This window comes from Paenibacillus rigui (assembly GCF_002234615.1).
In the GTDB taxonomy this organism is placed as follows: Bacteria; Bacillota; Bacilli; order Paenibacillales; family NBRC-103111; genus Paenibacillus_S; species Paenibacillus_S rigui.
In genome coordinates this window covers 18,487-40,335 of sequence record NZ_NMQW01000031.1, presented here as the reverse complement: position 1 = coordinate 40,335, position 21,849 = coordinate 18,487, and the positions used below count along the sequence as shown (strand labels likewise).

The window sequence follows — 21,849 nt, the reverse complement described above, 5'->3', positions numbered from 1 at the left end:
AGCTAAGCTAAGAGGTGCAATCTGACATGGCAACCGAGACAAAAGCGAAAAAAGGCATCGTGGTCATGGACGGCCATGAAATTACAATAACGAATCCGGACAAGCTGCTCTGGCCTGAGCTCGGGATCAGCAAGCTCCATTATTTGGACAAGCTGCTCCGGCTTGCCCCCTATTTAATGGACTATTGCCGCAACCGGTACTTGACGACCATCCGCTTTCCGAACGGGTATGCCGACAAATCGTTTTACCAAAAAAATGCCCCCGAGCCGCTGCCGTCATTCGTTAATACGGCCCCGCTCGATGGCATTAATTATGTCCATTTGGATTCCATCCCTACGCTGCTGTGGCTTGGCAATTTGGCCTGCCTGGAATTCCACCCTTCGTTCCACCGGATCGGGGAAACTTTGCCGGAGGAGTGGCTTATCGATATTGATCCAAGCGTCGATCCGGAGCCTCGCATCATGGAAGCCGCTGAGATCATCGGTGAGGCACTCGACAAAATGGGCATTCGTTCCGTTCCCAAAACGTCGGGTGCCACCGGGGTCCAGATTTATATCCCGATTGAACGGGGGTATACCTTCGAGCAGCTGCGCACCATCGGTTTTTTTGTCGCGAGCTTTGCCGTCCAGAAGCACCCGAAGCTGTTTACGATTGAACGGCTGAAGAAAGACCGCGGCGATCTGATATATATCGATTACCTGCAGCATTGGTACGGTAAAACGTTGTCCGCCCCCTACACCCCCCGCGCCCGGAAGGCAGCGACTGTTTCCACCCCGTTACTGTGGGAGGAGGTTGCGAAGCGCGTATCTCCTCTGGATTTCAATCTGCTCACGATCGAGGAACGGCTGCAGCAAAAAGGAGACTTGATCAAGCAGGTCCCCCCTCAAAACTTGGACCGGATCCTTTCCTTCATCACGAAAAAATAGCACCGCCCGCTTTTAAACGCCGTTAAAATAAAGGCGACAGGAGGCGCGCAGCGACCTCTTTACCTTTTTGCAGGCGGGAGCGCTGCTGGAACGTCTCCAGCTTCAGCTCCTTGCTGTTTTTTAAATCCTGAAGAAAATCAGCCTCCAGGCGCTGAATCGTCTCTTTATCATACAGCACCGCATTCAATTCGAAATTGCTGAAGAAGCTGCGCATGTCCATATTCGCTGTCCCGACCGAGGCCAAAATATCATCCATAATAAGCACCTTGGAATGGATAAATCCTTTTTGATAGGAATAAAACCGGACCCCCGCCTGCATCAGCTCTTCAAAATAAGATAGGGAAGCGTAATTGACCAGCTTGGAATCGGGCCGGGCGGGATAGATGATTCGTACATCGACACCGCTGATCGCAGCCGTTTTCAACCCCATACTGATACTCGGATCCGGGACAAAGTACGGTGTAGCAATAAAAATCCGTTTTTTGGCCGTTGTAATGGCCCCGAAATACATCTCCAGAATGGCATCCCAATGGGCATCCGGTCCGCTGCTGATCATCTGAACCCTCTTATTCCCCGTGTTATGATGCTCCGGAAACAAGGCAGCGTCCGTTAATTGTTCCCCGCTCACAAACAGCCAATCCTGTATGAACGTATACTGCAGGGAGTATACTGCGTCCCCGACGAGCTCCAGATGCGTATCCCGCCAAAAGCCGAGCTTGGGATCGCCGCCCAAATACTCATCCCCAATATTCAATCCCCCTATGTACCCTCTGATGCCGTCCACGACGACAATTTTCCGGTGATTCCGGTAATTCATTCTTTTATCGAAAAAAGCAATCAGCGGCGGCAAAAAGATACATACCTCCACCCCAGCCTGCTGCAGCTCCGACACGAACCGATTGTCCAGCTTATAGCTGCCCACGCCATCAAAGATACAGCGCACCTTCACCCCATCGGCAGCCTTGCGGATAAGCACCTGTTGAAATTTTTTGCCCGTCTCGTCATGCCGGATCGTGTAAAACTCAAAATGTATCGTTTCCCTGGCCCGCTCCATGGCCTCCAGCATCGCCGGATAAGCCACTTCCGCATCCGTCAGGACACGGACCTCGTTTTGTTTGGTAAAAGAAGCACTCGGTATGTTGTTAAGTAGCGCATACAGCCGCGGTTCCTTCCACAAGCCGTCCATGGCCGATTCGTCCAAACCGGCGGATGCGGCATAACGTCTGCTCTCGTGCCGGGGATCAGGAATGTATCGCAGCCCGCGCCGCCGGACAATTTTACGCTGCCTGTATTCCTTGGCGAGAAAATAATACATTACAAAGCCGATGATCGGAAACACAAACAAAATGACAAGCCACGCCACGGTCTTGGACGGATACCGGAATTCGTGAAACAAGATGGTAATAATTTGGAAAATAAACAACAGCAGTGCAACGACCAGCCAGATCACTCGCGTCCTCCTCTTCTCCTCCGGGTCTTCTTGCCAAGCGTTCCAGTACGATTCTAGCTTTGGCATTTCCTTCAGCAGCTATACGGCTTACGCCCCTGTTTTCATGAACGGTTGGAAAATAAGGGATTAAAATTTAGGTTTTGGAGAAAAATATACCGGACTCGCTCGCAACACAGCATACATCTAAAGGAGGTCATTACTCATGTTCCGTTCAGCCAGACGAAATAAGAAAGAAAAGACCTCCACTAATGAGCTGCTGCAGAAGCAAGATTATCAATTTATCCAGGATTTGAAGTCCGTCCCCATCTTCATGGAGCTGGAGGAAAACAAAAAATATTTGACTTCGCTGTTCGAAGACTGCTCCGACTTCGTCATCCGGGAACTTCAGCTTGAGCATAGCTCCAGGGCGATTTTTTTCTTCGTGGATGGTATGGTCAATACCGAATTTGCGAACGATACGATGAAATCGTTAATGATCCTCGAAGGCCGAGAGCCGCTGCTAGATCAGATTGTTCAAAGAAATCTGCCGGTATCCCAAACGCAGAAAACCGACAATTATTCGGATCTGCTCATCTCCGTGCTCAGCGGTGATGCCGGACTTATCGTAGAGAACAATAATCAGGCTGTTCTGATGGGCATCCGCGGCATGCAAACCCGCTCCATTAGTGAGCCGGAAACCGAGTCGGTCATCCGCGGTCCCCGCGAGGGCTTCGTGGAGAACATTCGGACTAACACGTCCATGATCCGCCGGAAGCTGAAAACCCCTCATCTCAAGATGAAAAATATAACCATAGGCCGCGAAAGCAACACTAATGTTGTTATCACATACCTGGATAATCTCGCTGACCCGTCCATCGTCAAAGAAGTGCTCAGCCGCTTGGAAAAGATCGATATCGACGCAGTGCTCGAATCGGGGTATCTGGAGGAATTCATCCAGGATTCTTCCTATTCCCCTTTTCCGCAGGTGCAGTATACGGAAAGGCCGGATACCGTAGCGGCTGCACTGCTTCAAGGCAGAGTCGGTATCCTTGTGGACGGTACTCCTTTCGTGCTGCTGGTCCCGTTCGTGTTCACGGAAATCATGCAGGCGAGCGAGGATTACTACGAACGCTTTCAAATTTCCACGCTCATCCGTTGGCTTCGCTACTTGTTTCTCGTTCTTTCGCTCCTGACACCCGGGTTATATGTCGCCATAACGACATTTCATCAGGATTTGCTTCCTACCAGCCTGCTGCTTTCCGTCGCGGCAGCCCGTGAAGCGATTCCTTTTCCCGCCGTTGTCGAGGCATTAATCATGGAGGTGACCTTCGAGGGGCTGCGGGAGGCAGGGATCCGGCTGCCGAAGACGATCGGTTCCGCCGTCAGTATTCTAGGCGCGCTGGTTGTCGGGCAAGCGGCGGTTCAAGCGGGGATCGTATCGGCTCCGATGGTTATTGTCGTATCGATGACAGGTATCGCTTCTTTCACGATTCCGCGGTTTAACGGAGCGATTGCGGTCCGGATGCTGCGTTTCCCTATTATTATCGCTGCGGCAGTGTTCGGCATGTTCGGCATCCTCATTTCCATATTGTTGATTCTCGGCCATTTGGCCAATCTGCGGTCTTTCGGCATTCCTTACTTATCACCTATCGGGCCTCTATCTGCTGTTGATATAAAGGATGTCGTCATTCGGAATCCATGGTGGGCGATGAGAGAGAGGCCGGAATATATGCCGCTGAATGATACTGTTCGTCAAGGCGATGCCTTGTCTGAGGAAATTATGGAGCAAGGCGGCCAGAAGGGGATGACCATCCAGCATCAGAAAGGTGAAGGAGATACCCAATCATGATGAAGTCATGCCTCAAACGTGTTGTGCTGCCCTTACTCTGTCTACTGCTGCTTCCCGGGTGCTGGGATCGGACCGAAATCAACGATATGGCTTTCATCCTGGTTTCTGCGCTTGATCTGGAGCCGAATGGAAAGATTCGGTATTCGGTAATGGTCCCCCTTCCTGGTCAGATGGGCGGGGCGACGGGCGGCGGCGGCGGAACAGGAGGAGAGAAAAGCTACTATATCGATTCCGATACGGGAACCACTTACCGTGAAGCTCAAATGAAGATGCAAAATCGAATGTCCCGGCGTATGTTCTTGGCGCACAGAAGAACGATTCTTGTCGGCGAAGCGCTGGCCAAAAAAGGCTTGGCCGAATTTTTCGATACGACTCCGCGCAACCCCGAAAGCCGGATGTCCACCTATATGGTGGTGACCAAGGGCAACGCATATGAAATGCTGCAAAGCACGCCCAAATTCGAGCGTTTTCCATCGGAAGCGATCCGGGAGCTGGTGAAGTCACGCGTCTTGGCAGATATGAACTTCAAGGATTTCGGCTTAGCCTTGTCCATTCCGGGAAGCGATCCGGTTGCCGTATACATGGATGTGACCAACTCCCAAAAGAGTGAAAAAACCTCGAAGGAGGTCGAGCTGAAAGGCTATGCACAATTTAAGAAGGATAAAATGATCGGCACCTATGAGGACGAGAGCGCAAACGGGCTATCCTGGCTAAGAAACCAAAGGGTTGTCAATTCCATTACCGTTAACGTGGATGGGGAGCATCTGATCGGCTTGAAAATGTTCGGGGTAAAAAGCTCCATCAAAGTAAAGCTGAACGAGGACACGCTGCAGTTCGTCATTAAAGTAAATGCCCGAGCGAAGCTGGTGGAGAATCGTTCTTACTATGATTTAAGTCAAACGCGCAATATTCTGAAGATCGAACAAGCGGCCTCCGACAACTTGACGAAATCGGTGAGGGCCCTTATCGACAGATCCATCAAGAACCAGACGGACTCTGCCCAGCTCGGAGCGATTGTTTGGAGAACCCACCCCGAAGAGTGGAAGAGCAAATATGAGAAAACGTGGCCGGAGGCTCTGAAGGACGCTAAATTTACGATAAATACAGCCACAGAGGTTACGGATACAGGACTGATTTACGACAACGTTATAAAGGAGAACTGAAGCCGTTGAGCAACATCTTTCTTGTCTGTTTTTTGTTTCTTGTACTGCTGCACATCATCCTGGATATGAAAAAAATGCGCTCCCAGCAGCCCTCGCTGAAGGCGATGTATTTTATATTGTACTCGGTGACGATTACGCTATTTATAAGCATGCTTTGGGGGGTAAAATTCCCCATGCCTAGCTATTTTTTCGTAAATGACATTTCAACCTGGGTACATAAAACATTGCAGGCTTAGACCAAAACTGTGTTGAGAATGGAGTTTGTTTATGGACCAGAAACAAGTCATCAATGGCAGGCAATATGCTTGGCTGACCGCAGCCGTTCTAACGGGAGGAGCCTTAACGAGTTTAAATCAGATCCTGATTCGTCTGGGGAGGATGGATGCGTGGGGTTCTTTTGCTCTAGCCTCAGGCTATGCCCTTCTGCTGGCCTACGTATTTTACCAATTAGCCCGCAGGTTTCCGGGAAAGCACCTGTTCGAGATTACCAAGCTGCTGTTCGGAACGCTTCTCGGCACGCTGGCGAATCTGCTGATGCTGTTTCATATGTGGGCCATGCTCATCAGAGACCTTCGGTCCTTGAGCAAATTCGTCGGCGTCGCTCTTCTGCCCAGCACACCCGATGAAATCATCGTCATGCTGCTCGTGCTCGTTATCATGTATTACGGCAAAACAAGTGTTGAGGTCGTAGCAAGGGTCAACGATTTTTTCTTCCCTTTCTTTATCCTGATGATTCTCCTCCTGCCGGTGCTGCTAACGAACGAAATCAATAAAACACTGCTGATGCCTGCTCTATCCGTCCCTTTGAAGCCTTTATTTTTCAGCAATATGATCAGCTTGGGCTGGTTTGGGGATTTGTTCGTCCTCGGGGCCTTCCTGCACACACTGCAGGCGTCGCGTCAGCTCCGCTCCGCAATTCGGCACGGCGCTCTTCTTGGATCGCTTCTCATCGGCATCTTTATACTGCTGGAGCTGCTGGTGCTTGGGCCTGTCATTCCCGGCAATCTGGTCTTCGGGAATTACTCCGTCGTGCAGCAAATTCATATTACCGATTTCCTGGATCGGATCGATCTTATGATTATCAGCATTTGGTTCCCTGTCGCTACCTGTGAAATTGTGGCTGTGTATCTGGCCTTTCTTACGGGAATCGCCAGTCTGGTCAAGCAGCGGGATTACAGCACGATTAATACGCCGGCAGCCTTACTGCTGATGCTCAGCTCCCTGCTCGCTTTCAAGAGCGCGACGGAAATTTTCAGCTTTGCCAACTACGGCTATCCGCTTATGGTTGTTGCCTACCAGCCGCTGCTCTTTCTGCTGATTTGGCTGTTCTCCCTCAGACACCCGGTCCGCATACCGCAGGGGCGAGGCTCTACTGCTTCTGCATCCAAAGAGCGTCCGTCAGGCAGCAAAGACCGCAGCGAGGATCAGCCAGATACCATGGCAGACCAGCCTTCTTCTTCCGAAGGGCAGCAACACAAGCAGGGCCCTGCGCAGAGAAACCGTACCCACGCCAACCGGGGCAAACGAAATCCCGCTCCAGGCTTCCTGCAGAGGCTGTCTTATCAGGCATGGAGACGATCGAGCAATGTCCTCATTGTTCTGAATATTTCATGGCTGGCGATCGGCCTTTGGTTCAGCAAGCAATACCCTGTCCTTGGGATTACTTGCGGTTCGGCCTACGGGGTATGTACGATTCTGGTCGTGCTCACGTCCTATATGGAGCTGTTTCATGCCAAACAAGTGCCCCAGTAACCGGAAGGCTTACCCCAATACATCAGGCTTCTTCAATACTAATGACCTGATTCAGCGGGATCAGCACCCAAAGCTCCTCTTCTTCCTCCTCTTGCCGGGAGACGAGGATTTCAATAAAATCGATGCCTGTTCGGACTAATGCCGCGGGAAAGCTTCCCAAATACCGTGTTCGCAGCTGAACCTGCGTGCCTTCAATTTTATGGGGAACATTCAGCAGGACGATCTCCTGCAGGCTGGACGGCACAAAATATTGACCGCTGACCCGCATAAACCGTTTGCCCACCTTCTGAAGTACGCCAGGCTCACTGGCAAAGCCTTCTGCAAGAAGGGCAACCTCCAGCTTCAGATGGAGGTTCAATCTTTCCAGCAAGCTCATCCGGCTCGTTTTTAAAAACGACAAGCGAATCCCTCCTCAAGGCACATGGATATAACCAATATATGCCATGGGGAATCGCAACATACCGAAAGGAGTTCCCATGAGGTTCAAATGGCTTCAAAACAAGCTGACCTTCGTCATTATTCCTGAGGCGAATAAAAGCGTCATGCGTCTTCGTATGTCCCGTGCAGCTCTCTGCGCGGCCATGCTCGCCGTACTGCTCGTTCTCGGAGCGGCGGCTTACGTCTATAGCGTTCATTTCCATACGGTGCTTTCCACGAAGCTGAGAGAATCTGCATTGCAGACCCATACAAACCGTCTGGAGCAGGACTTAACCAGCAAGAACAAAACGATTGAGCAGCTGCAAAACGAGCTGTTCCAGCTCTCCAAGCAGGCCGCCGAAGTGCGCCGTAAGGTCGAAGAAATGAAGAAGCTGGAGCATGAGCTGAAAAAGCTTTCTTCGCCGGGAAGCGCAGACTCTCCGGAGCTGCCTGCTGCCGCAGCGGTAACTACCACCCTAAACGATTCGCACGAGGCAGGTGCGGCACTCGGCATGGGCGGGCCGCCTCATCCGGTCACGGAGCAGCAGATGAAAGCGCTCAGCCGTATGGCCCATGCGAATTACACTTCCCTGCAAAAGGAAATGACCGAGCTGGAGCACCACTGGGTCCAGTCCAGGCAAACGATCATGAAAAAAAGGGAGCAAGCGCTGCGCAGACCCGGCCTATGGCCTACCCTGTCCCGCACGGTGACGTCTCCGTTCGGTTATCGTAAGGATCCTTTTACCAACAAGCTGAGCTTTCACCGCGGTATCGACATTGCCGGAAAAATGAATGATCCCGTCGTTGCTGCCGCCAAGGGTACCGTGCTTACGGTGGGATCCGATAAGTTTCACGGGAACCACATCATCCTGGATCACGGAAACGGACTGCGTACCTGGTATATGCATCTGAACGAGGCTGTCATCCGACAGGGAGAGCACGTCGAGCGCGGCCAGTTAATCGGGAAGCTGGGTACTTCCGGACGAAGCACCGGCCCCCACCTTCATTACGAGATTTTGCTGAAAGGAAAAAGCACCAATCCGGCACCTTATTTGCCGAAACCAGAATAGAAAAGGAAGTGTTCCTATGGGTTTTTCATCCAAAAGCAAGTTGCAGCGCGGGGCGGTATTAACGGATACGTTAATTGGAGAAGGATCGGTGCTGGAAGGCAGCTGCATCTCTGAAGCCGACATCCGTGTCGAAGGGGAGGTGAACGGTGATCTGCGAACGTCCGGGGAGGTAGTCATCGGGGAGAAGGGCTCGGTCCGATCAGAGATTCAAGCGAGAGACGTAACGATTGCTGGGCGTATGGAAGGAACGGTGCGAGCAACCGGGGTGGTGCGCATCACTCCTTCCGGCCGGCTGACGGGCATGGTGGAAGCCTCCTCCCTCATCATTGAAAAGGGGGCTGTATTCCAGGGCACCAGCCGCATGGCGGACGGGAGCGAAGATAGGATTTTGTCATGTGTCGTGGTATAATGGGTGGAAAAAAATTGGAGACAGCCTATGAAGAAACAAACGATCCTATTTGACCTGGACGATACACTCATTTACTGTAACAAGTTTTTTGATTTGGTCATAGAGCAATTTGCAGACCTCATGGAGATGTGGTTCCATACGTATCATATTCCAGTAGATGAGATAAAGAAGAAGCAATCGGAGATCGATCTGGGGCGTGTGCTGCAAAGCGGGTTTGCACCGGATCATTTTCCGGAATCGTTCGTGGATACATACGATTTTTACACTGATTTGACAGGCCGGCCGAAGCTTGAGGAAGAGGTGGTACGCCTGCTGGAGCTAGGCCGTTCCGTATACGGACACAGTATCGAGCCATACCCTCAAATGAATGAAACGTTAAGCGAGCTCCAAGCCCAGGGCCACGAGCTTCACCTCTATACAGGCGGAGACCCTGCCATCCAAATGCGTAAAGTTACGGAAGCCGGGTTGGACCGGTATTTCGATAACCGGATTCATGTCGCCCGCCACAAGACAGCCGAATTTCTGGAAAGCTTGATCCGCTCGCATCAATTTGACCGCAAATCGACCTGGATGATCGGAAACTCTCTGCGTACCGATGTCATTCCCGCTCTAAAGACGGGGATTCATGCTATTTTCATGCCTGCCCTGCAGGAGTGGTCCTTCAACAATGTCGAGGTGGATACAGAGCCTCAAGGCGCTTTTTTCACACTGGCATCCTTATCCGAAATTCCCGCCGCCATTCAAGGCTATACACAAACCGAAGCCCCCGGAGCTTAATGCTCCCGGGGTTCTTCTTGTACCTCGATCGTTTGCATCGCCCTGGCTGCACGCCATTCCGAGACATTGAATTCCATCCATGCTTTGTCCTGCTGCGACCCCAGCCGCTGCTTCATCACTTGAAGCGAATGCCGGGTCCCTTCAACCTCGGGGTGCTTTTGCTGCAATTCGATAAGATAAGGCACCGCTTCAAACGATAACGACTGCAAATACGCCGTATCAATCTGTCCCGTCTGTTCATACCGGTCCATATTGTTGGCCGCGATAATCGCATCCACCTGCACGTAATTCAATAATACATAAGCCACAACGGAGGTGATCAGATACAGCTTGAGCAGGTGCAGCTTATCATTCATCAATTTGATGAGAGCTATAATAAACAGCGCCAGCAGGAAGATCATAAAGGAATGGACCAGCACCCGGGTTATCGTGTAGCCATAGGCCATCTCGTACAAGGACAGACGCAAATAGGCGGAGCACAGCATAATTCCCGTACAGCCGATCAGCATGAACAGTAAACCGGTCAGCAGCCGATGGGACCCTTGCCCTGTCGCAGCGGAGGAAGGTGCATCGGCCGGCGTCGACGGCTCTAACGGCGATTTGGCTGGAGTGCCTATCGGACTGTGTCGTTCCCCCTGGGGCGTGCGGTCTACGCCGTACAGCGTAATCATCAGCACGGTAAAGTTAATGATCGTCACAATGACAAGCTCGGCAAACCCGCGCCTTGCGTATTCCGCATAGGTCACACCTTCAGGTAGCAAGCCGGCGCCGCTGCCAAAAAAATACGAAAACTGAACGACGGCGAACAAAACATAGACGGCCACAAGCATCGTTAACACGGTGGTCATAATCGTGGGATCCAGCCTTGTGCGTACCGGTGCCGTTACGGCTGCTGGCAGAACCGGGATAGCTCCTCCTCCAGGAGCGGCAGGCGCAGGACCGAAGGACACAAATTCGGCGACAGACTCCGGGGTCGTGACGGAACCTCTACCGGTTATATCTATTTCCTGACCGCTCGCGTCCCTGCTCCCGAAGCGCCGCTCAAAATCCGCTTGATTCGCCTCCCAATACGAGGCAGGAGCGCCTTTGGGCTTCGGATGCAGCAAGCCCCATACGTAAATAAACATCCCCGAGCCTACGACCGCAATCCAGACCGTTCGAAACAGAATCGAGCCCAGCTCCAGTTCCCCGAGCCACTCAGGCAGCTTCGACACCGTCTTCTCGAATATGGCGTCTGCCGAAGCCAGCAGCGACACGACCAGAAGCAGGATGGGAAGGGAGATGATGATTCCCGCAAGCACCTTCCAGGCCTTCTGGGAACGCCTTTGCTTCATTCTTCCCGACACGGCGCGGAAGACGGTTTGCACAGGCAGTGGAACATAGCGCAGAGTATGAACGAATACCTGCTCCAGCACAGCCGGCACGATGGCAGGATCAAACCATTTGATATCGTGCTTGCGAACCGTCCAGGTCGTGTGCACCACGATAAGGAACGGGACGGCTAAAGCATTCAGCACCTTGAACAGCAGGTTGCTGAAGCCTGCATAAGTAAGCGACAGCAGCGCGATAGGTACGAGAAACAGCAGCTCCGCGCCGAACTTCAGCTCATGCCTTTCCCTGATGCCCCAATAAAAGTACACATAGAACAGCAGGACAAACAACGGATACGAGACGCCCCAATCCTTGCCGTAAAAAAACAGCTGATGGATATAGCCGCCTGCCATAGCAGCGGCCAACAAAGCCAATTCCTGTTTTAGCGGTCCTGAACGCTGCAGCATTTGCGTTGTCATCATAGACACATGCTCCTCCATGCCGTTGTATGGTGCAGCCCCGTTTCCTCCGGAGAAGTTAGCTGAACCTGCGCAAAGCGAATGAACTGGGCCGCTTGCTCCCTTAATTCGGTTTCTGTCAGGTCATGGCCTGCAGCAAGCCCTGCCGCCGATCCGGGACAAGCCTCTGCTTCACTTGACATCAGCGAACAATCCAGCACCGAAGCAAAGGACGCAGGGACGCAAGCTTTCACCTTAGCCACAACCTCATCCTCGCCCCATTGCCACGCCAAAGGCAGTCCGATCAAAGACCCAGCGGCAAGCCCCTGCTGACGCTGAAATAATAAACTGGCATAAAACATCACATGATGCATCGCTTCTATAAAATCGCCCTGCTGCACATCCTTTGCCGTTTCTTGAAAAAACTGCTCGGTCCAGTGCATCTGTAAGATGGGACTTTCCTCCACAGCGTTAAAGCTTCTCATCAAGAGATTCCTCCTTCAATTAGCCGGCGAGGCTGCCGTGATGCAGGCAATTGTTTTTTAGGTGACGCCGGTTGTTCTTTTCTTATTGTAGGCGTTAAAATAGGAATAAAAAGCGAAACTTTGCATTTGGTAATTTCCTATTTTAAAAGACATCTCAATTTCCAAATAAAGAGAACGAACAAGATCGGAGTGAATCTCTTGAAGCTGGCCAGCCACTATATTCGTTTGCGCGAGCACTTCCCCCACGTCGGGGATCGGCAGGAGCAGGACATGCAGCTGGAGGATATTGCCGCTGCCCTGAATTGCACCCACCGGAATGCCACCCTGCTGCTCAAAAAAATGCATGATCAAGGATGGCTCCATTGGCTTCCGCAGCGCGGACGCGGGAAGCAATCGGTGCTTCAATTCATCGTCCCTGCCGAGGAGATGATTATCGGGGTCGCGAAGGAGCTTGTGGAGCGTAAAGATTTACGCGGGGCATTAGAGCAAATGAACGTATCCTCAATTCCCGATTCGCTCAAGGATCATTTTCACAGCTGGCTGAACGGTTACTTCGGCTACAGCAGCGAGCTGCGGGACAGCAAGCGGTATGACACGCTGCGCTTCCCGCTCACCCAGGCGATTCAGACGCTGGACCCGGCCTTTACGAATTTTACGACCGAAGCCCATCTCGTCAACCAGCTGTTCGACAGCCTTGTCCGCTACAACCGTCTGACGCAGACGATTGAGCCGCATCTGGCCCACGCATGGGAAGCCGACCGGACACGAACCGCCTGGACTTTTTATTTGCGCAAGGGCATCCTGTTCCACAACGGGAAGGAGCTCTCCGCCGAGGATATCCGATTCACGCTGGAGAGGCTGAAGCATTCGGCGATCCGTTCGCTGTACCGCTGGGTTGTTCAGCAGATTGAGGCGATCGAGGTCATCGATCCGTTGACGCTGACGATCCGGCTCCAGGAGCCGAACGAGCTGTTTCTGCAGTTCATGAGCACCCATCGGACGGCGGTTATTCCGAAGGACGCTTACGGCGATGACCCGGCCGCCTTCGTACGGGCTCCTGTCGGCACCGGGCCGTTCAAGCTGACCTTTCTGGATGAATCGATCTGTGTGCTGGACGCTTTTCCTTCTTATTTTCAAGGGCGGGCCCATCTGGACCGGGTCGAGCTGTGGCATGTGCCCGATATGCAGGCGCAGGAAAAGTACCGCACCCTGGAGAGCTTCCAAATCATCCATAACTACCGGCTCCCCGACGAGGCGGAGAGTAGTTGGCAGCAGGTACAGCAGCAGGGCACGACCTGCAAGTTTGTTACGTTCAACCTGCTGAAGCAGGGACCGCTGAAAGACCCGGCCGTGCGCGAGGCCATCTACACAGCAATAGATCAGCGCAAGCTGCTGGAGCTGCTGGACGGCGACGCCATCTATGCGGCGGACAGCTTCATTCGGCAGACGGCAGTAGAGCCGCCGAAGCTGGAGCTTTCGCTGGTACGGGAGCGCCTCAAGCAGTCCGGCTACGCGGGTGAACGCATCAAGCTGTGCACGATTTCCCATTACGAGCGGGATGCCCTGCTTGTGCAATCCGTGCTTCGCGAGGCGGGCGTGTCCATCGACGTCGTGCTGCTGAGTGTGGAGGAGTTCAAAGGAGAGCGTCGTCTCGAAGCGGACCTTCTGCTGTTCTCCATGATGCTGGACAATAACGAGGAGCTTCGGCTCATCGATTTGTACAAAAGCATGCAGCACCACCTGGAGCCCGCCTGCAAGACGTATGTCGAGCAGTTTCTGCATGCGGCGCTTCAGGAGCCCCACCGGGAGGGAAGAGCAGGGCTGCTGCAGTCCATTGAGCGGCGGCTGCGCAGCGACCATGTGCTTCAATGGCTGTACGGCAAGCGCCTCAAGACGATGTATCATTCGTCGGTAAAGGGCATTTCGCTCGACTCGCTCGATTGGGTTCAATTTAAAAACATCTGGTATAAGCCATAATGCGGCGCTTTTCCGAATAGAGTATACCAATACGTATACTTCATTTCATGGAGAGGAGCCGCCGTCTTGAAACGACCGAATTTCATTTTGTACCGCGACCCTGCCTACGGATTCACCGTTCAGCTGCCCCGTTGGTGGAAAAGCTACATCGTGGTAAAAAGAATGCAGCGACCGATCGATGCCGAATACGGTGTAAGCTTTGTGTTTCGATACAAGGGAAAGGTATATGATGAGGTATTGACCCTGCTGGTGTACCGGATGACCCGAAAGCAGTGGCGAGATAAAGGCTACGAGAATTCGCCTATCGTTTTCCTGGCCGAACGCAGCGGGCTCATCTTTGCCTACACGCTCCCCGAGGAGCTGCCTGATGCTTTTCTCGACCCGAGCAAGCAAAACTATGATTATAAAAAATACGGCAGACCGATCCGTCTGCTCAAGCGCATGGTCAACAAGGATGCTCCCGTTATCGTAAAAACGTTTCGTTTTGCCGGTGTTAGTGCACCGGGACGGATTAGCTGCCAGGCGCGACCTTCCACTCCGCTGCGAGCCAGCAAGGTGTGGCCCTACCGTCCTTGATTTGCATGTCCTGCTGCATGCAGCCTCCCGTCGGTTTGCCTCCCGTAAACGTCAAAAAAAGCTGTCGGTTCCGAATGGAAAGACAGCTTTTTGACCGTTCTTATTTTACTAAACGGATCGTCAATGGATACCGGTAAATCTCTCCCCGGGATGCCTTAACCGTAGCCAAAATAATAACCACCACTACAAAAATGGCGAGGAAAGGAATCAGTACGAAGCCGATGACAACGAAGCAGAGCAGCGTAACGGCAAACGAATAGATCATAATGGAGATTTGAAAATTAAGCGATTCCTTGGCATGCTCTGCAATGAAATACGACTCATCCTTCTTCAACAGCCAAATGATGAGCGGAGCGAACACCCCTGCAATCAGGCTCAGCAAATGAGACAGCAGCGCCAAGCTTTTCTCGTCGTTTGAAACCATATTTTATACCTCCAACCTCATTTTCTCATTATCGCCCCGAATGATTATGGATATGCCGTTAAAGGCTCCCCTATGCTTCGCGTACTAAATCATTTACTTTGTGAAGAGATCACCTGCTGAAGTACGAGAAACTTAGGCTTTCTGCCAAAAAAGATACCGGGCCTTCATCCGGCCCGGTATCCGTTGTTCGCATTATAGGTTATGGCAAATTGGAAGCACCCATCAAATAACGATCGCATTCGCGGGCAGCTTCACGGCCTTCGTTAATCGCCCAGACGACAAGACTTTGTCCGCGACGCATATCGCCTGCGGCAAATACGCCCTCTACGTTCGTCGCGAAGGAGCCGTACTCCGCCTTGGCGTTGGAACGCTCATCCTTCTCCACACCGAGTTGATCCAGAACAGTGTTCTCCGGTCCCAGGAAGCCCATCGCCAGCATCACCAGCTGAGCCGGGTAGACCTTCTCGCTGCCCGGTACTTCTACCGGTACGAAGCGTCCCTGATCGTCCTTCTTCCACTCGATCAAGACCGTGTGCAGCTCCTTCACATGTCCATTCTCATCACCGACGAATTTCTTCGTACTGATTTGATACTGGCGCGGATCATCGCCTTGAAGCGCAGCAGCCTCCTGCTGGCCGTAGTCTACCTTCAACACTTTAGGCCACTCCGGCCACGGATTGTTCGCCTGACGTGTCTCCGGCGCCTTCGGCATCAGCTCAAACTGCAGCACGCTCTTGCATTTGTGACGAATCGAGGTACCGACACAGTCCGTACCTGTATCGCCGCCCCCGATGACGATCACATCTTTGCCTTCGGCCGAGATGAACTGGCCGTCCTGATGCTCGGAATCCAGCAGGCTCTTTGTGTTCTTGGCCAAGAACTCCATCGCCAGATGGATCCCTTTCAGCTCACGGCCCTCGATGTTCAGGTCGCGGCCTTTGGTCGCTCCCCCGCAAAGAACGATGGCATCGAATTCCTCTTTCAGCTGGGCAGCCGAGATATCTTTGCCGATCTCCGTGCGCGTAACGAAGGTGACGCCTTCCGTCGCCAACAGCTCCACACGGCGCTGCACGTATTTCTTGTCGAGCTTCATGTTCGGAATCCCGTACATAAGCAACCCGCCGATGCGGTCCGCACGCTCGTAAACCGTCACGGAATGACCGGCTTTATTCAGCTGTGCCGCACATGCCAAACCCGATGGTCCCGAGCCGACAACGGCAACCTTCTTGCCGGTACGAACCTTCGGCGGCTCGGGAACGACCCAGCCCTCGGCGAAGCCTTTATCAATGATCGATTTCTCGATATTTTTGATGGTGACCGGTGAATCCTTCAGTCCGACCGTACAGGAGCCCTCGCATGGAGCCGGGCATACACGGCCAGTAAACTCCGGAAAATTGTTCGTTTTGTGCAAACGGTCCAACGCTTCGCGCCACAAACCGCGGTAAACAAGATCGTTCCACTCCGGAATCAGGTTATTGACCGGACAGCCCGCAGCCATCCCGCTGATCAGCTTCCCCGTATGGCAAAAAGGAATCCCGCAATCCATGCAGCGCGCCCCTTGGGTTTGCAGCTTGTCTTCGGACATCGGCACACTGAATTCTTTCCAGTGGCTGATCCGCAGCAGCGGAGCCGCTTCGACAGGGGTTTCACGTTTATACTCAATAAAACCGGTTGGTTTACCCATCTTTCTTTTCTTCCTCCTGACCGTGCTGATCCATGCCTTTTCTGCAGGCGCTGCTCCTGGTGTGGAAGGATGCTTCCATTCGATAAAGTGCAGTCGTAGCGTAGAGCAACTACCGGAAAGTTTACGTGCCGCTTTTTGAATGTGTGTTTCTGCCGACAAGTAAATTCATCGAAACACGCATTCAAAGCGGCTGGAGGTAGTTGGCTCTATCTCGCAGACGGCCGTTTTATCCATAACTCCCAACCATTCCTCACCAGCAACCGCCAAAAAACCGGCATGGCTCAGCGCGCCATTTTATTAGTTACCACCGACGCGGGATACGTCCTTCATGTTTTCCTCGAAAGCAACCAGCATTGCTTCCTGCTGGCTCAGACCGGACAGCTTCACACGTTCAATCGCTTCAAACATCCGCTTGTAGTCCTTAGGAATGACCTTCACGAATTTCCACACGCACTCTTCCCAGTTTTTCAGCACGCGGTCTGCGACGGTACTGCCCGTGAATGTCTCATGATGTTGGATCATGTTGCGCAGCTCCTCGGCTTCATACGTCTCTTCAACCTGCTCCAGCAGAACCATCTCTTTGTTGCAGCGTTCCGCAAAAGTGCCGTCCTCGTCCAGAACGTAAGCAATTCCCCCGGACATGCCCGCCGCAAAGTTGCGGCCCGTTTTACCCAAGACAACGACGCGTCCGCCGGTCATATACTCACAGCCGTGATCGCCAACGCCTTCGACAACCGCACGTACCCCGGAGTTCCGAACGGCGAAGCGCTCGCCCGCGATCCCGCGGATATATGCATCCCCATCAGTTGCACCGTAAAAGGCTACGTTCCCGATAATGATGTTCTCCTCGGCAACAAAGGTCGATTGCTCGGAAGGAAAGATCGCAATTTTACCGCCGGATAGTCCTTTGCCGACATAATCGTTCGCATCGCCTTCCAGCGACAGAGTGATCCCCTTCGGCACGAACGCACCGAAGCTTTGACCCGCAGAGCCGTTGAAGTGCAAGCGGATCGTATCGTTCGGCAAGCCCTCCAAACCGTAACGGCGCGTCACTTCGCTTCCAAGAATCGTACCTACGACGCGGTTCACGTTGTGAATCGGCAAAATCGCATGGACGTGCTCCTTGTTCTCCAGTGCAGGCTCGCAAAGGGTTAACAGCTCTTTCATATCGATAGAACGGTCCAAGCCGTGATCCTGCGCCTCGGAGCAGAAGCGGCCCACTTCTTCGCCGACTTCCGGCTGATGCAGAAGCGGCGACAAGTCGATGCCCTTGGCTTTCCAATGCTGTACCGCTTGCTTCGTTTCCAAAATCTCCGTATGTCCGATCATTTCTTCGATCGTGCGGAAGCCCAGCTCCGCCATGAGCTCACGCGCATCCTGTGCGACGAAGTTCATGAAGTTCACGACGTGCTGCGGATCGCCTGCGAATTTCTTGCGCAGCTCCGGATTTTGCGTTGCCACACCTACCGGACACGTATCCAGATGGCATACCCTCATCATGATACAGCCAAGCGCGATCAGCGGTGTCGTTGCGAAACCGAATTCCTCGGCACCGAGCAAGGCGGCGATCACCACATCGCGTCCGGTCATGAGCTTGCCGTCGGTTTCCACCGTGATCCGGCTTCTCAAATTGTTCAGCACCAGCGTCTGGTGCGTCTCGGCAAGCCCCAGCTCCCAAGGCAAGCCTGCATGGCGGATACTCGTCTGCGGCGATGCGCCCGTGCCGCCATCGTAACCACTGATAAGAACGACGTCCGCTTTCCCTTTAGCAACACCTGCGGCAATCGTGCCTACACCCACCTCGGATACTAGCTTGACGCTAATTCTTGCGCGCGGGTTCGCATTCTTCAGGTCATGGATCAGCTCCGCCAAATCCTCGATCGAATAAATGTCGTGATGCGGCGGAGGCGAAATCAAGCCTACGCCTGGCGTAACGCCGCGTACTTCGGCAACCCAAGGGTACACCTTCGTTCCCGGCAGCTGACCGCCTTCACCCGGCTTGGCCCCCTGCGCCATCTTGATTTGAATCTCGTCGGCATTGACCAAGTAGTTGCTCGTGACGCCAAAACGTCCCGATGCCACCTGCTTGATCGCACTGCGGCGCAGGTCCCCGTTGTCATCGCGGGTAAAGCGCTCCGGATGCTCGCCGCCCTCACCGGTATTCGATTTGCCGCCGATGCGGTTCATGGCAATCGCCATGCTCTCGTGCGCTTCCTTCGAGATGGAGCCATAGGACATCGCACCGGTTTTGAACCGTTTGAACATCGATTCCGCCGACTCCACTTCATCGATGGAGATAGGCTGACGATTCGATTTGAACGAGAACAGCGCGCGAAGCGAAGCATATTTCTCGTTTTCCTTGTGAATCAGCTTCACGAAATTTTTGTACATGCCGTAGTTGTTCGTTCTCACTGCTGTTTGCAGTGCATGAATTGTCTCCGGATTGTACAGGTGATCCTCGCCGTTCTTGCGCCATTGCAGCTCACCGCCGGTATCCAGCACACGGTCGCGGCCTTCCTGCTCGGAATAAGCGCGCTGATGACGAAGAATCGCTTCTTTGGCGATGACATCGATATGAATTCCGCCAACCGGCGTATAAGTCCAAGTAAAATATTTATCGATAACCGACTGATCCAAGCCGACCGCTTCAAAAATTTGGCCTCCGCGGTAGCTTTGAATCGTCGAAATGCCCATTTTTGCCAAAACCTTGACGACACCCTTGGTTGCCGCCTTTACATAGTTGTAAAGGGCTTTCTCCGGCGTCAAATCCTTCAGCTTGTTGTTCAGGATCAGATTCTCAAGCGTCTCCATCGCCAGGTACGGATTGATCGCACTCGCGCCATAGCCAAGCAGCAGGGCAAAGTGATGCACTTCCCTCGGCTCGCCGGATTCGAGAAGCAGGCCGACCTTGGTCCGCGTACCCTCGCGAATCAAATGATGGTGCAGGCCGGATACGGCTAGCAGCGCCGGAATCGCGGCATGACGGGCATCTACGCCCCGGTCGGACAAGATGACCAGCGTCGCACCGTCGGCAATCGCCTGATCGGCAGCGGTGTACAGCTCCTCCATCGCCTGCTCCAGCGCAGCCGTTCCTTCGAACGGATTGAACAGGATCGGCAGCGTCACGGTTTTGAAGCCTTCACGCTGAATGTCGCGCAGCTTGGCCAGCTCGGCATTCGTCAAAATCGGCGTAGCCAAACGAATTTGGCGGCAGCTTTCCGGCTCCGGCTTGATCAGGCTGCGCTCCGGACCTACCGTCGTGCCCTGCGCGGTAATGATTTCCTCGAAGTTCGCGTCGATCGGCGGATTCGTTACCTGAGCGAACAGCTGCTTAAAGTAGCTGTACAACAGCTGCGGCCGTTCCGACAGCACCGCGAGCGGCGCATCGTAGCCCATCGAGCCGATCGGGTCTACACCGGTTTTGGCCATAGGCTCAATCACTTTGCGCAGGTTCTCGAATGTGTAGCCGAAAGCCTGCTGGCGCTGCAGCACCGTTGCGTGGTCCGTTGCCGGAACCTCGGCGGATGCAGGCAGCTCCTCAAGTGAAATCAAATGCTCATTCAGCCATTCGCGGTAAGGCTGCTCCGCAATGATATCGCGTTTGGCCTCGTCATCGGAAAGAATGCGGCCTTGCACCGTATCCACCAGCAGCATGCGGCCGGGCTGCAGGCGCTCCTTGCGTGCAATACGCTCCGGGGCGATATTCAATACGCCCGCCTCGGAGGCAAGAACGATCAGATCATCCTTCGTGACATAATAACGTCCAGGGCGCAGACCGTTCCGGTCAAGCACTGCGCCGATCATTTGACCGTCCGTGAAGGAAATCGCAGCCGGCCCGTCCCATGGCTCCATCAACGTACTGTGGTATTCGTAGAACGCCTTTTTCTCATCGCTCATCGTCTCGTGCTTGGACCACGGCTCTGGAATCATCATCATCGCCGCGTGTGGCAAGCTGCGTCCGGAGAGCATCAGAAACTCCAGCGTGTTGTCAAACATTTGGGAATCCGAGCCGTCGGTATCGATGATCGGCAGGATCTTTTTGAAATCGTCTCCGAACAGATCGGTTTCGCACATCGCCTGACGCGCATGCATCCAGTTCACATTGCCGCGAAGCGTGTTAATTTCCCCGTTATGAATAATGTAGCGGTACGGATGCGCACGCTCCCAGCTTGGGAACGTATTCGTACTGAACCGGGAGTGAACCAGGGCAAGGGCGGTTTCAAATGCAGGATTCTTCAATTCCATGTAGTACTCATCAACCTGCTCCGGCGTCAGCATCCCTTTGTATACGATCGTGCGGCTCGACAAGCTGGCAAAATAGAACGGCTGCTCCAAACCAACCGCTTTCACCGCGTTCTCCGTAAGCTTGCGAATCACATACAGCTTGCGTTCCAGCGCCAAGTAATCCAATCCGGTCCCGTCAATGAACACTTGACGAACGAACGGTTCCGCCAATAAGGCCGAGTGGCCCAAGGACGAGTTATTCGTGGGAACGGTTCTCCAGCCGAGCAGACCTTGGCCGACCTCTTTGATTTTCTGTTCCAGAATGGTCTCACAGGCCGCGCGTGCTGCCGCATCCTGAGGGAGGAATACCATGCCGACGCCATACTGCCCTGCTGCCGGCAGCTGCACGCCTTCCTTGGCACATTCCGCTTGCAGGAAGCTGTGAGGGATTTGCAGCAAAATACCTGCGCCGTCCCCTGTATTCTTCTCGCTGCCCTGGCCTCCGCGATGATCGATGTTACAAAGTACAGTCAACGCTTGCCCCACGATTTCGTGGGAGGGTTTACCCTTGATGTTGGCGACAAATCCGATTCCGCAGGCATCATGCTCAAACTGCGGATCGTAAAGACCTTGCTTCGTTGGCAATCCGATTCTGTTCATGTAGTACAACCTTCCCTGTTCAATTTATTTGTTCCGTCGTTCACAAGCTTAGTTTGAAGGATCACAGCTTTACAGATGTGAAGTGTTAAACTAAGAAGGTTAACCTGTACACCCCATGCTCAGGAAACCATTTCTTTCACCCGAAAAACGTGCCTTCCACGGCAAAACTGTGACAATTCTATGAACCTCTTTGATAATATGTCTTATATTAACACCTGATACCTGACATGGCAATTTAAAAAAATGGTTTTTTGGTTG

17 protein-coding genes are annotated in these 21,849 nt (G+C 53.2%); 10 read left to right on the top strand and 7 right to left on the bottom strand.

Annotated features, from left to right (window positions below):
• The first annotated feature begins 26 nt into the window (after positions 1-26).
• Complete coding sequence (gene ligD, locus CF651_RS20520) at positions 27-926, top strand: non-homologous end-joining DNA ligase (RefSeq protein ID WP_094016741.1); 900 nt, start codon at positions 27-29, stop codon at positions 924-926.
• Between the two features lie 22 nt (positions 927-948).
• On the opposite strand, the gene cls is transcribed toward ligD, so the two are convergent.
• Positions 949-2,376 (bottom strand): cardiolipin synthase, encoded by a 1,428-nt coding sequence (gene cls / locus CF651_RS20515; RefSeq protein ID WP_179232906.1) that lies wholly within the window; start codon positions 2,374-2,376, stop codon positions 949-951.
• Positions 2,377-2,578: 202 nt separating this feature from the next.
• Between cls and CF651_RS20510 the strand changes: the two genes are divergently transcribed.
• Genes CF651_RS20510 through CF651_RS20495 form a run of 4 tightly spaced genes read left to right on the top strand, consistent with a single transcriptional unit; the run spans position 2,579 to position 7,119 of the window.
• On the top strand, positions 2,579-4,204 hold the full coding sequence (locus CF651_RS20510; protein ID WP_094016739.1) for a spore germination protein: 1,626 nt from the start codon (positions 2,579-2,581) through the stop codon (positions 4,202-4,204).
• Positions 4,201-5,367: a Ger(x)C family spore germination protein gene (locus CF651_RS20505; protein WP_094016738.1), complete on the top strand. Its 1,167-nt coding sequence runs from the start codon at positions 4,201-4,203 to the stop codon at positions 5,365-5,367. The genes CF651_RS20510 and CF651_RS20505 overlap by 4 nt, the downstream gene beginning before the upstream one ends.
• 5 nt (positions 5,368-5,372) lie before the next feature.
• Positions 5,373-5,603 carry a hypothetical protein gene (locus CF651_RS20500; RefSeq protein WP_094016737.1) on the top strand — a complete coding sequence of 77 codons (231 nt, stop codon included), beginning with the start codon at positions 5,373-5,375 and terminating at the stop codon, positions 5,601-5,603.
• Between the two features lie 31 nt (positions 5,604-5,634).
• Positions 5,635-7,119 carry a GerAB/ArcD/ProY family transporter gene (locus CF651_RS20495; protein ID WP_094016736.1) on the top strand — a complete coding sequence of 495 codons (1,485 nt, stop codon included), beginning with the start codon at positions 5,635-5,637 and terminating at the stop codon, positions 7,117-7,119.
• A gap of 22 nt (positions 7,120-7,141) precedes the next feature.
• Here CF651_RS20495 and CF651_RS20490 read toward each other — a convergent pair whose 3' ends face one another.
• Entirely contained in the window at positions 7,142-7,519 is a 378-nt protein-coding gene (locus CF651_RS20490) for a hypothetical protein (RefSeq protein WP_245856067.1), read from the bottom strand.
• A gap of 76 nt (positions 7,520-7,595) precedes the next feature.
• Between CF651_RS20490 and CF651_RS20485 the strand changes: the two genes are divergently transcribed.
• Genes CF651_RS20485 through CF651_RS20475 form a run of 3 tightly spaced genes read left to right on the top strand, consistent with a single transcriptional unit; the run spans position 7,596 to position 9,792 of the window.
• Complete coding sequence (locus CF651_RS20485) at positions 7,596-8,606, top strand: M23 family metallopeptidase (protein WP_094016735.1); 1,011 nt, start codon at positions 7,596-7,598, stop codon at positions 8,604-8,606.
• Positions 8,607-8,622: 16 nt separating this feature from the next.
• Positions 8,623-9,015: a bactofilin family protein gene (locus CF651_RS20480; protein WP_094016734.1), complete on the top strand. Its 393-nt coding sequence runs from the start codon at positions 8,623-8,625 to the stop codon at positions 9,013-9,015.
• 27 nt (positions 9,016-9,042) lie between these two features.
• The gene (locus CF651_RS20475; protein WP_094016733.1) at positions 9,043-9,792 is read left to right on the top strand and encodes an HAD family hydrolase; all 750 of its coding nucleotides are present in this window, start codon (positions 9,043-9,045) and stop codon (positions 9,790-9,792) included.
• On the opposite strand, the gene CF651_RS20470 is transcribed toward CF651_RS20475, so the two are convergent.
• Positions 9,789-11,585 (bottom strand): DUF4153 domain-containing protein, encoded by a 1,797-nt coding sequence (locus CF651_RS20470; RefSeq protein WP_245856066.1) that lies wholly within the window; start codon positions 11,583-11,585, stop codon positions 9,789-9,791. The two genes, CF651_RS20475 and CF651_RS20470, sit on opposite strands and share 4 nt — an antisense overlap.
• Positions 11,582-12,046: a hypothetical protein gene (locus CF651_RS20465; protein WP_094016732.1), complete on the bottom strand. Its 465-nt coding sequence runs from the start codon at positions 12,044-12,046 to the stop codon at positions 11,582-11,584. Before CF651_RS20465 ends, CF651_RS20470 begins: the two co-directional genes overlap by 4 nt.
• 198 nt (positions 12,047-12,244) lie before the next feature.
• On the opposite strand from CF651_RS20465, the gene CF651_RS20460 reads away from it, so the two are divergent.
• Together CF651_RS20460 and CF651_RS20455 are read left to right on the top strand one after the other, a co-directional pair.
• Positions 12,245-14,023 carry an ABC transporter substrate-binding protein gene (locus CF651_RS20460; protein WP_094016753.1) on the top strand — a complete coding sequence of 593 codons (1,779 nt, stop codon included), beginning with the start codon at positions 12,245-12,247 and terminating at the stop codon, positions 14,021-14,023.
• A gap of 66 nt (positions 14,024-14,089) precedes the next feature.
• The gene (locus CF651_RS20455) at positions 14,090-14,599 is read left to right on the top strand and encodes a hypothetical protein (protein WP_094016731.1); all 510 of its coding nucleotides are present in this window, start codon (positions 14,090-14,092) and stop codon (positions 14,597-14,599) included.
• Between the two features lie 100 nt (positions 14,600-14,699).
• Here CF651_RS20455 and CF651_RS20450 read toward each other — a convergent pair whose 3' ends face one another.
• The 3 genes from CF651_RS20450 to gltB form a co-directional block, all read right to left on the bottom strand.
• Entirely contained in the window at positions 14,700-15,023 is a 324-nt protein-coding gene (locus CF651_RS20450; RefSeq protein WP_094016730.1) for a DUF4870 domain-containing protein, read from the bottom strand.
• A gap of 199 nt (positions 15,024-15,222) precedes the next feature.
• Positions 15,223-16,707 carry a glutamate synthase subunit beta gene (locus CF651_RS20445; protein WP_094016729.1) on the bottom strand — a complete coding sequence of 495 codons (1,485 nt, stop codon included), beginning with the start codon at positions 16,705-16,707 and terminating at the stop codon, positions 15,223-15,225.
• A 297-nt stretch (positions 16,708-17,004) separates the two neighbouring features.
• On the bottom strand, positions 17,005-21,591 hold the full coding sequence (gltB, locus tag CF651_RS20440; protein ID WP_094016728.1) for a glutamate synthase large subunit: 4,587 nt from the start codon (positions 21,589-21,591) through the stop codon (positions 17,005-17,007).
• Between the last annotated feature and the right edge of the window lie 258 nt (positions 21,592-21,849).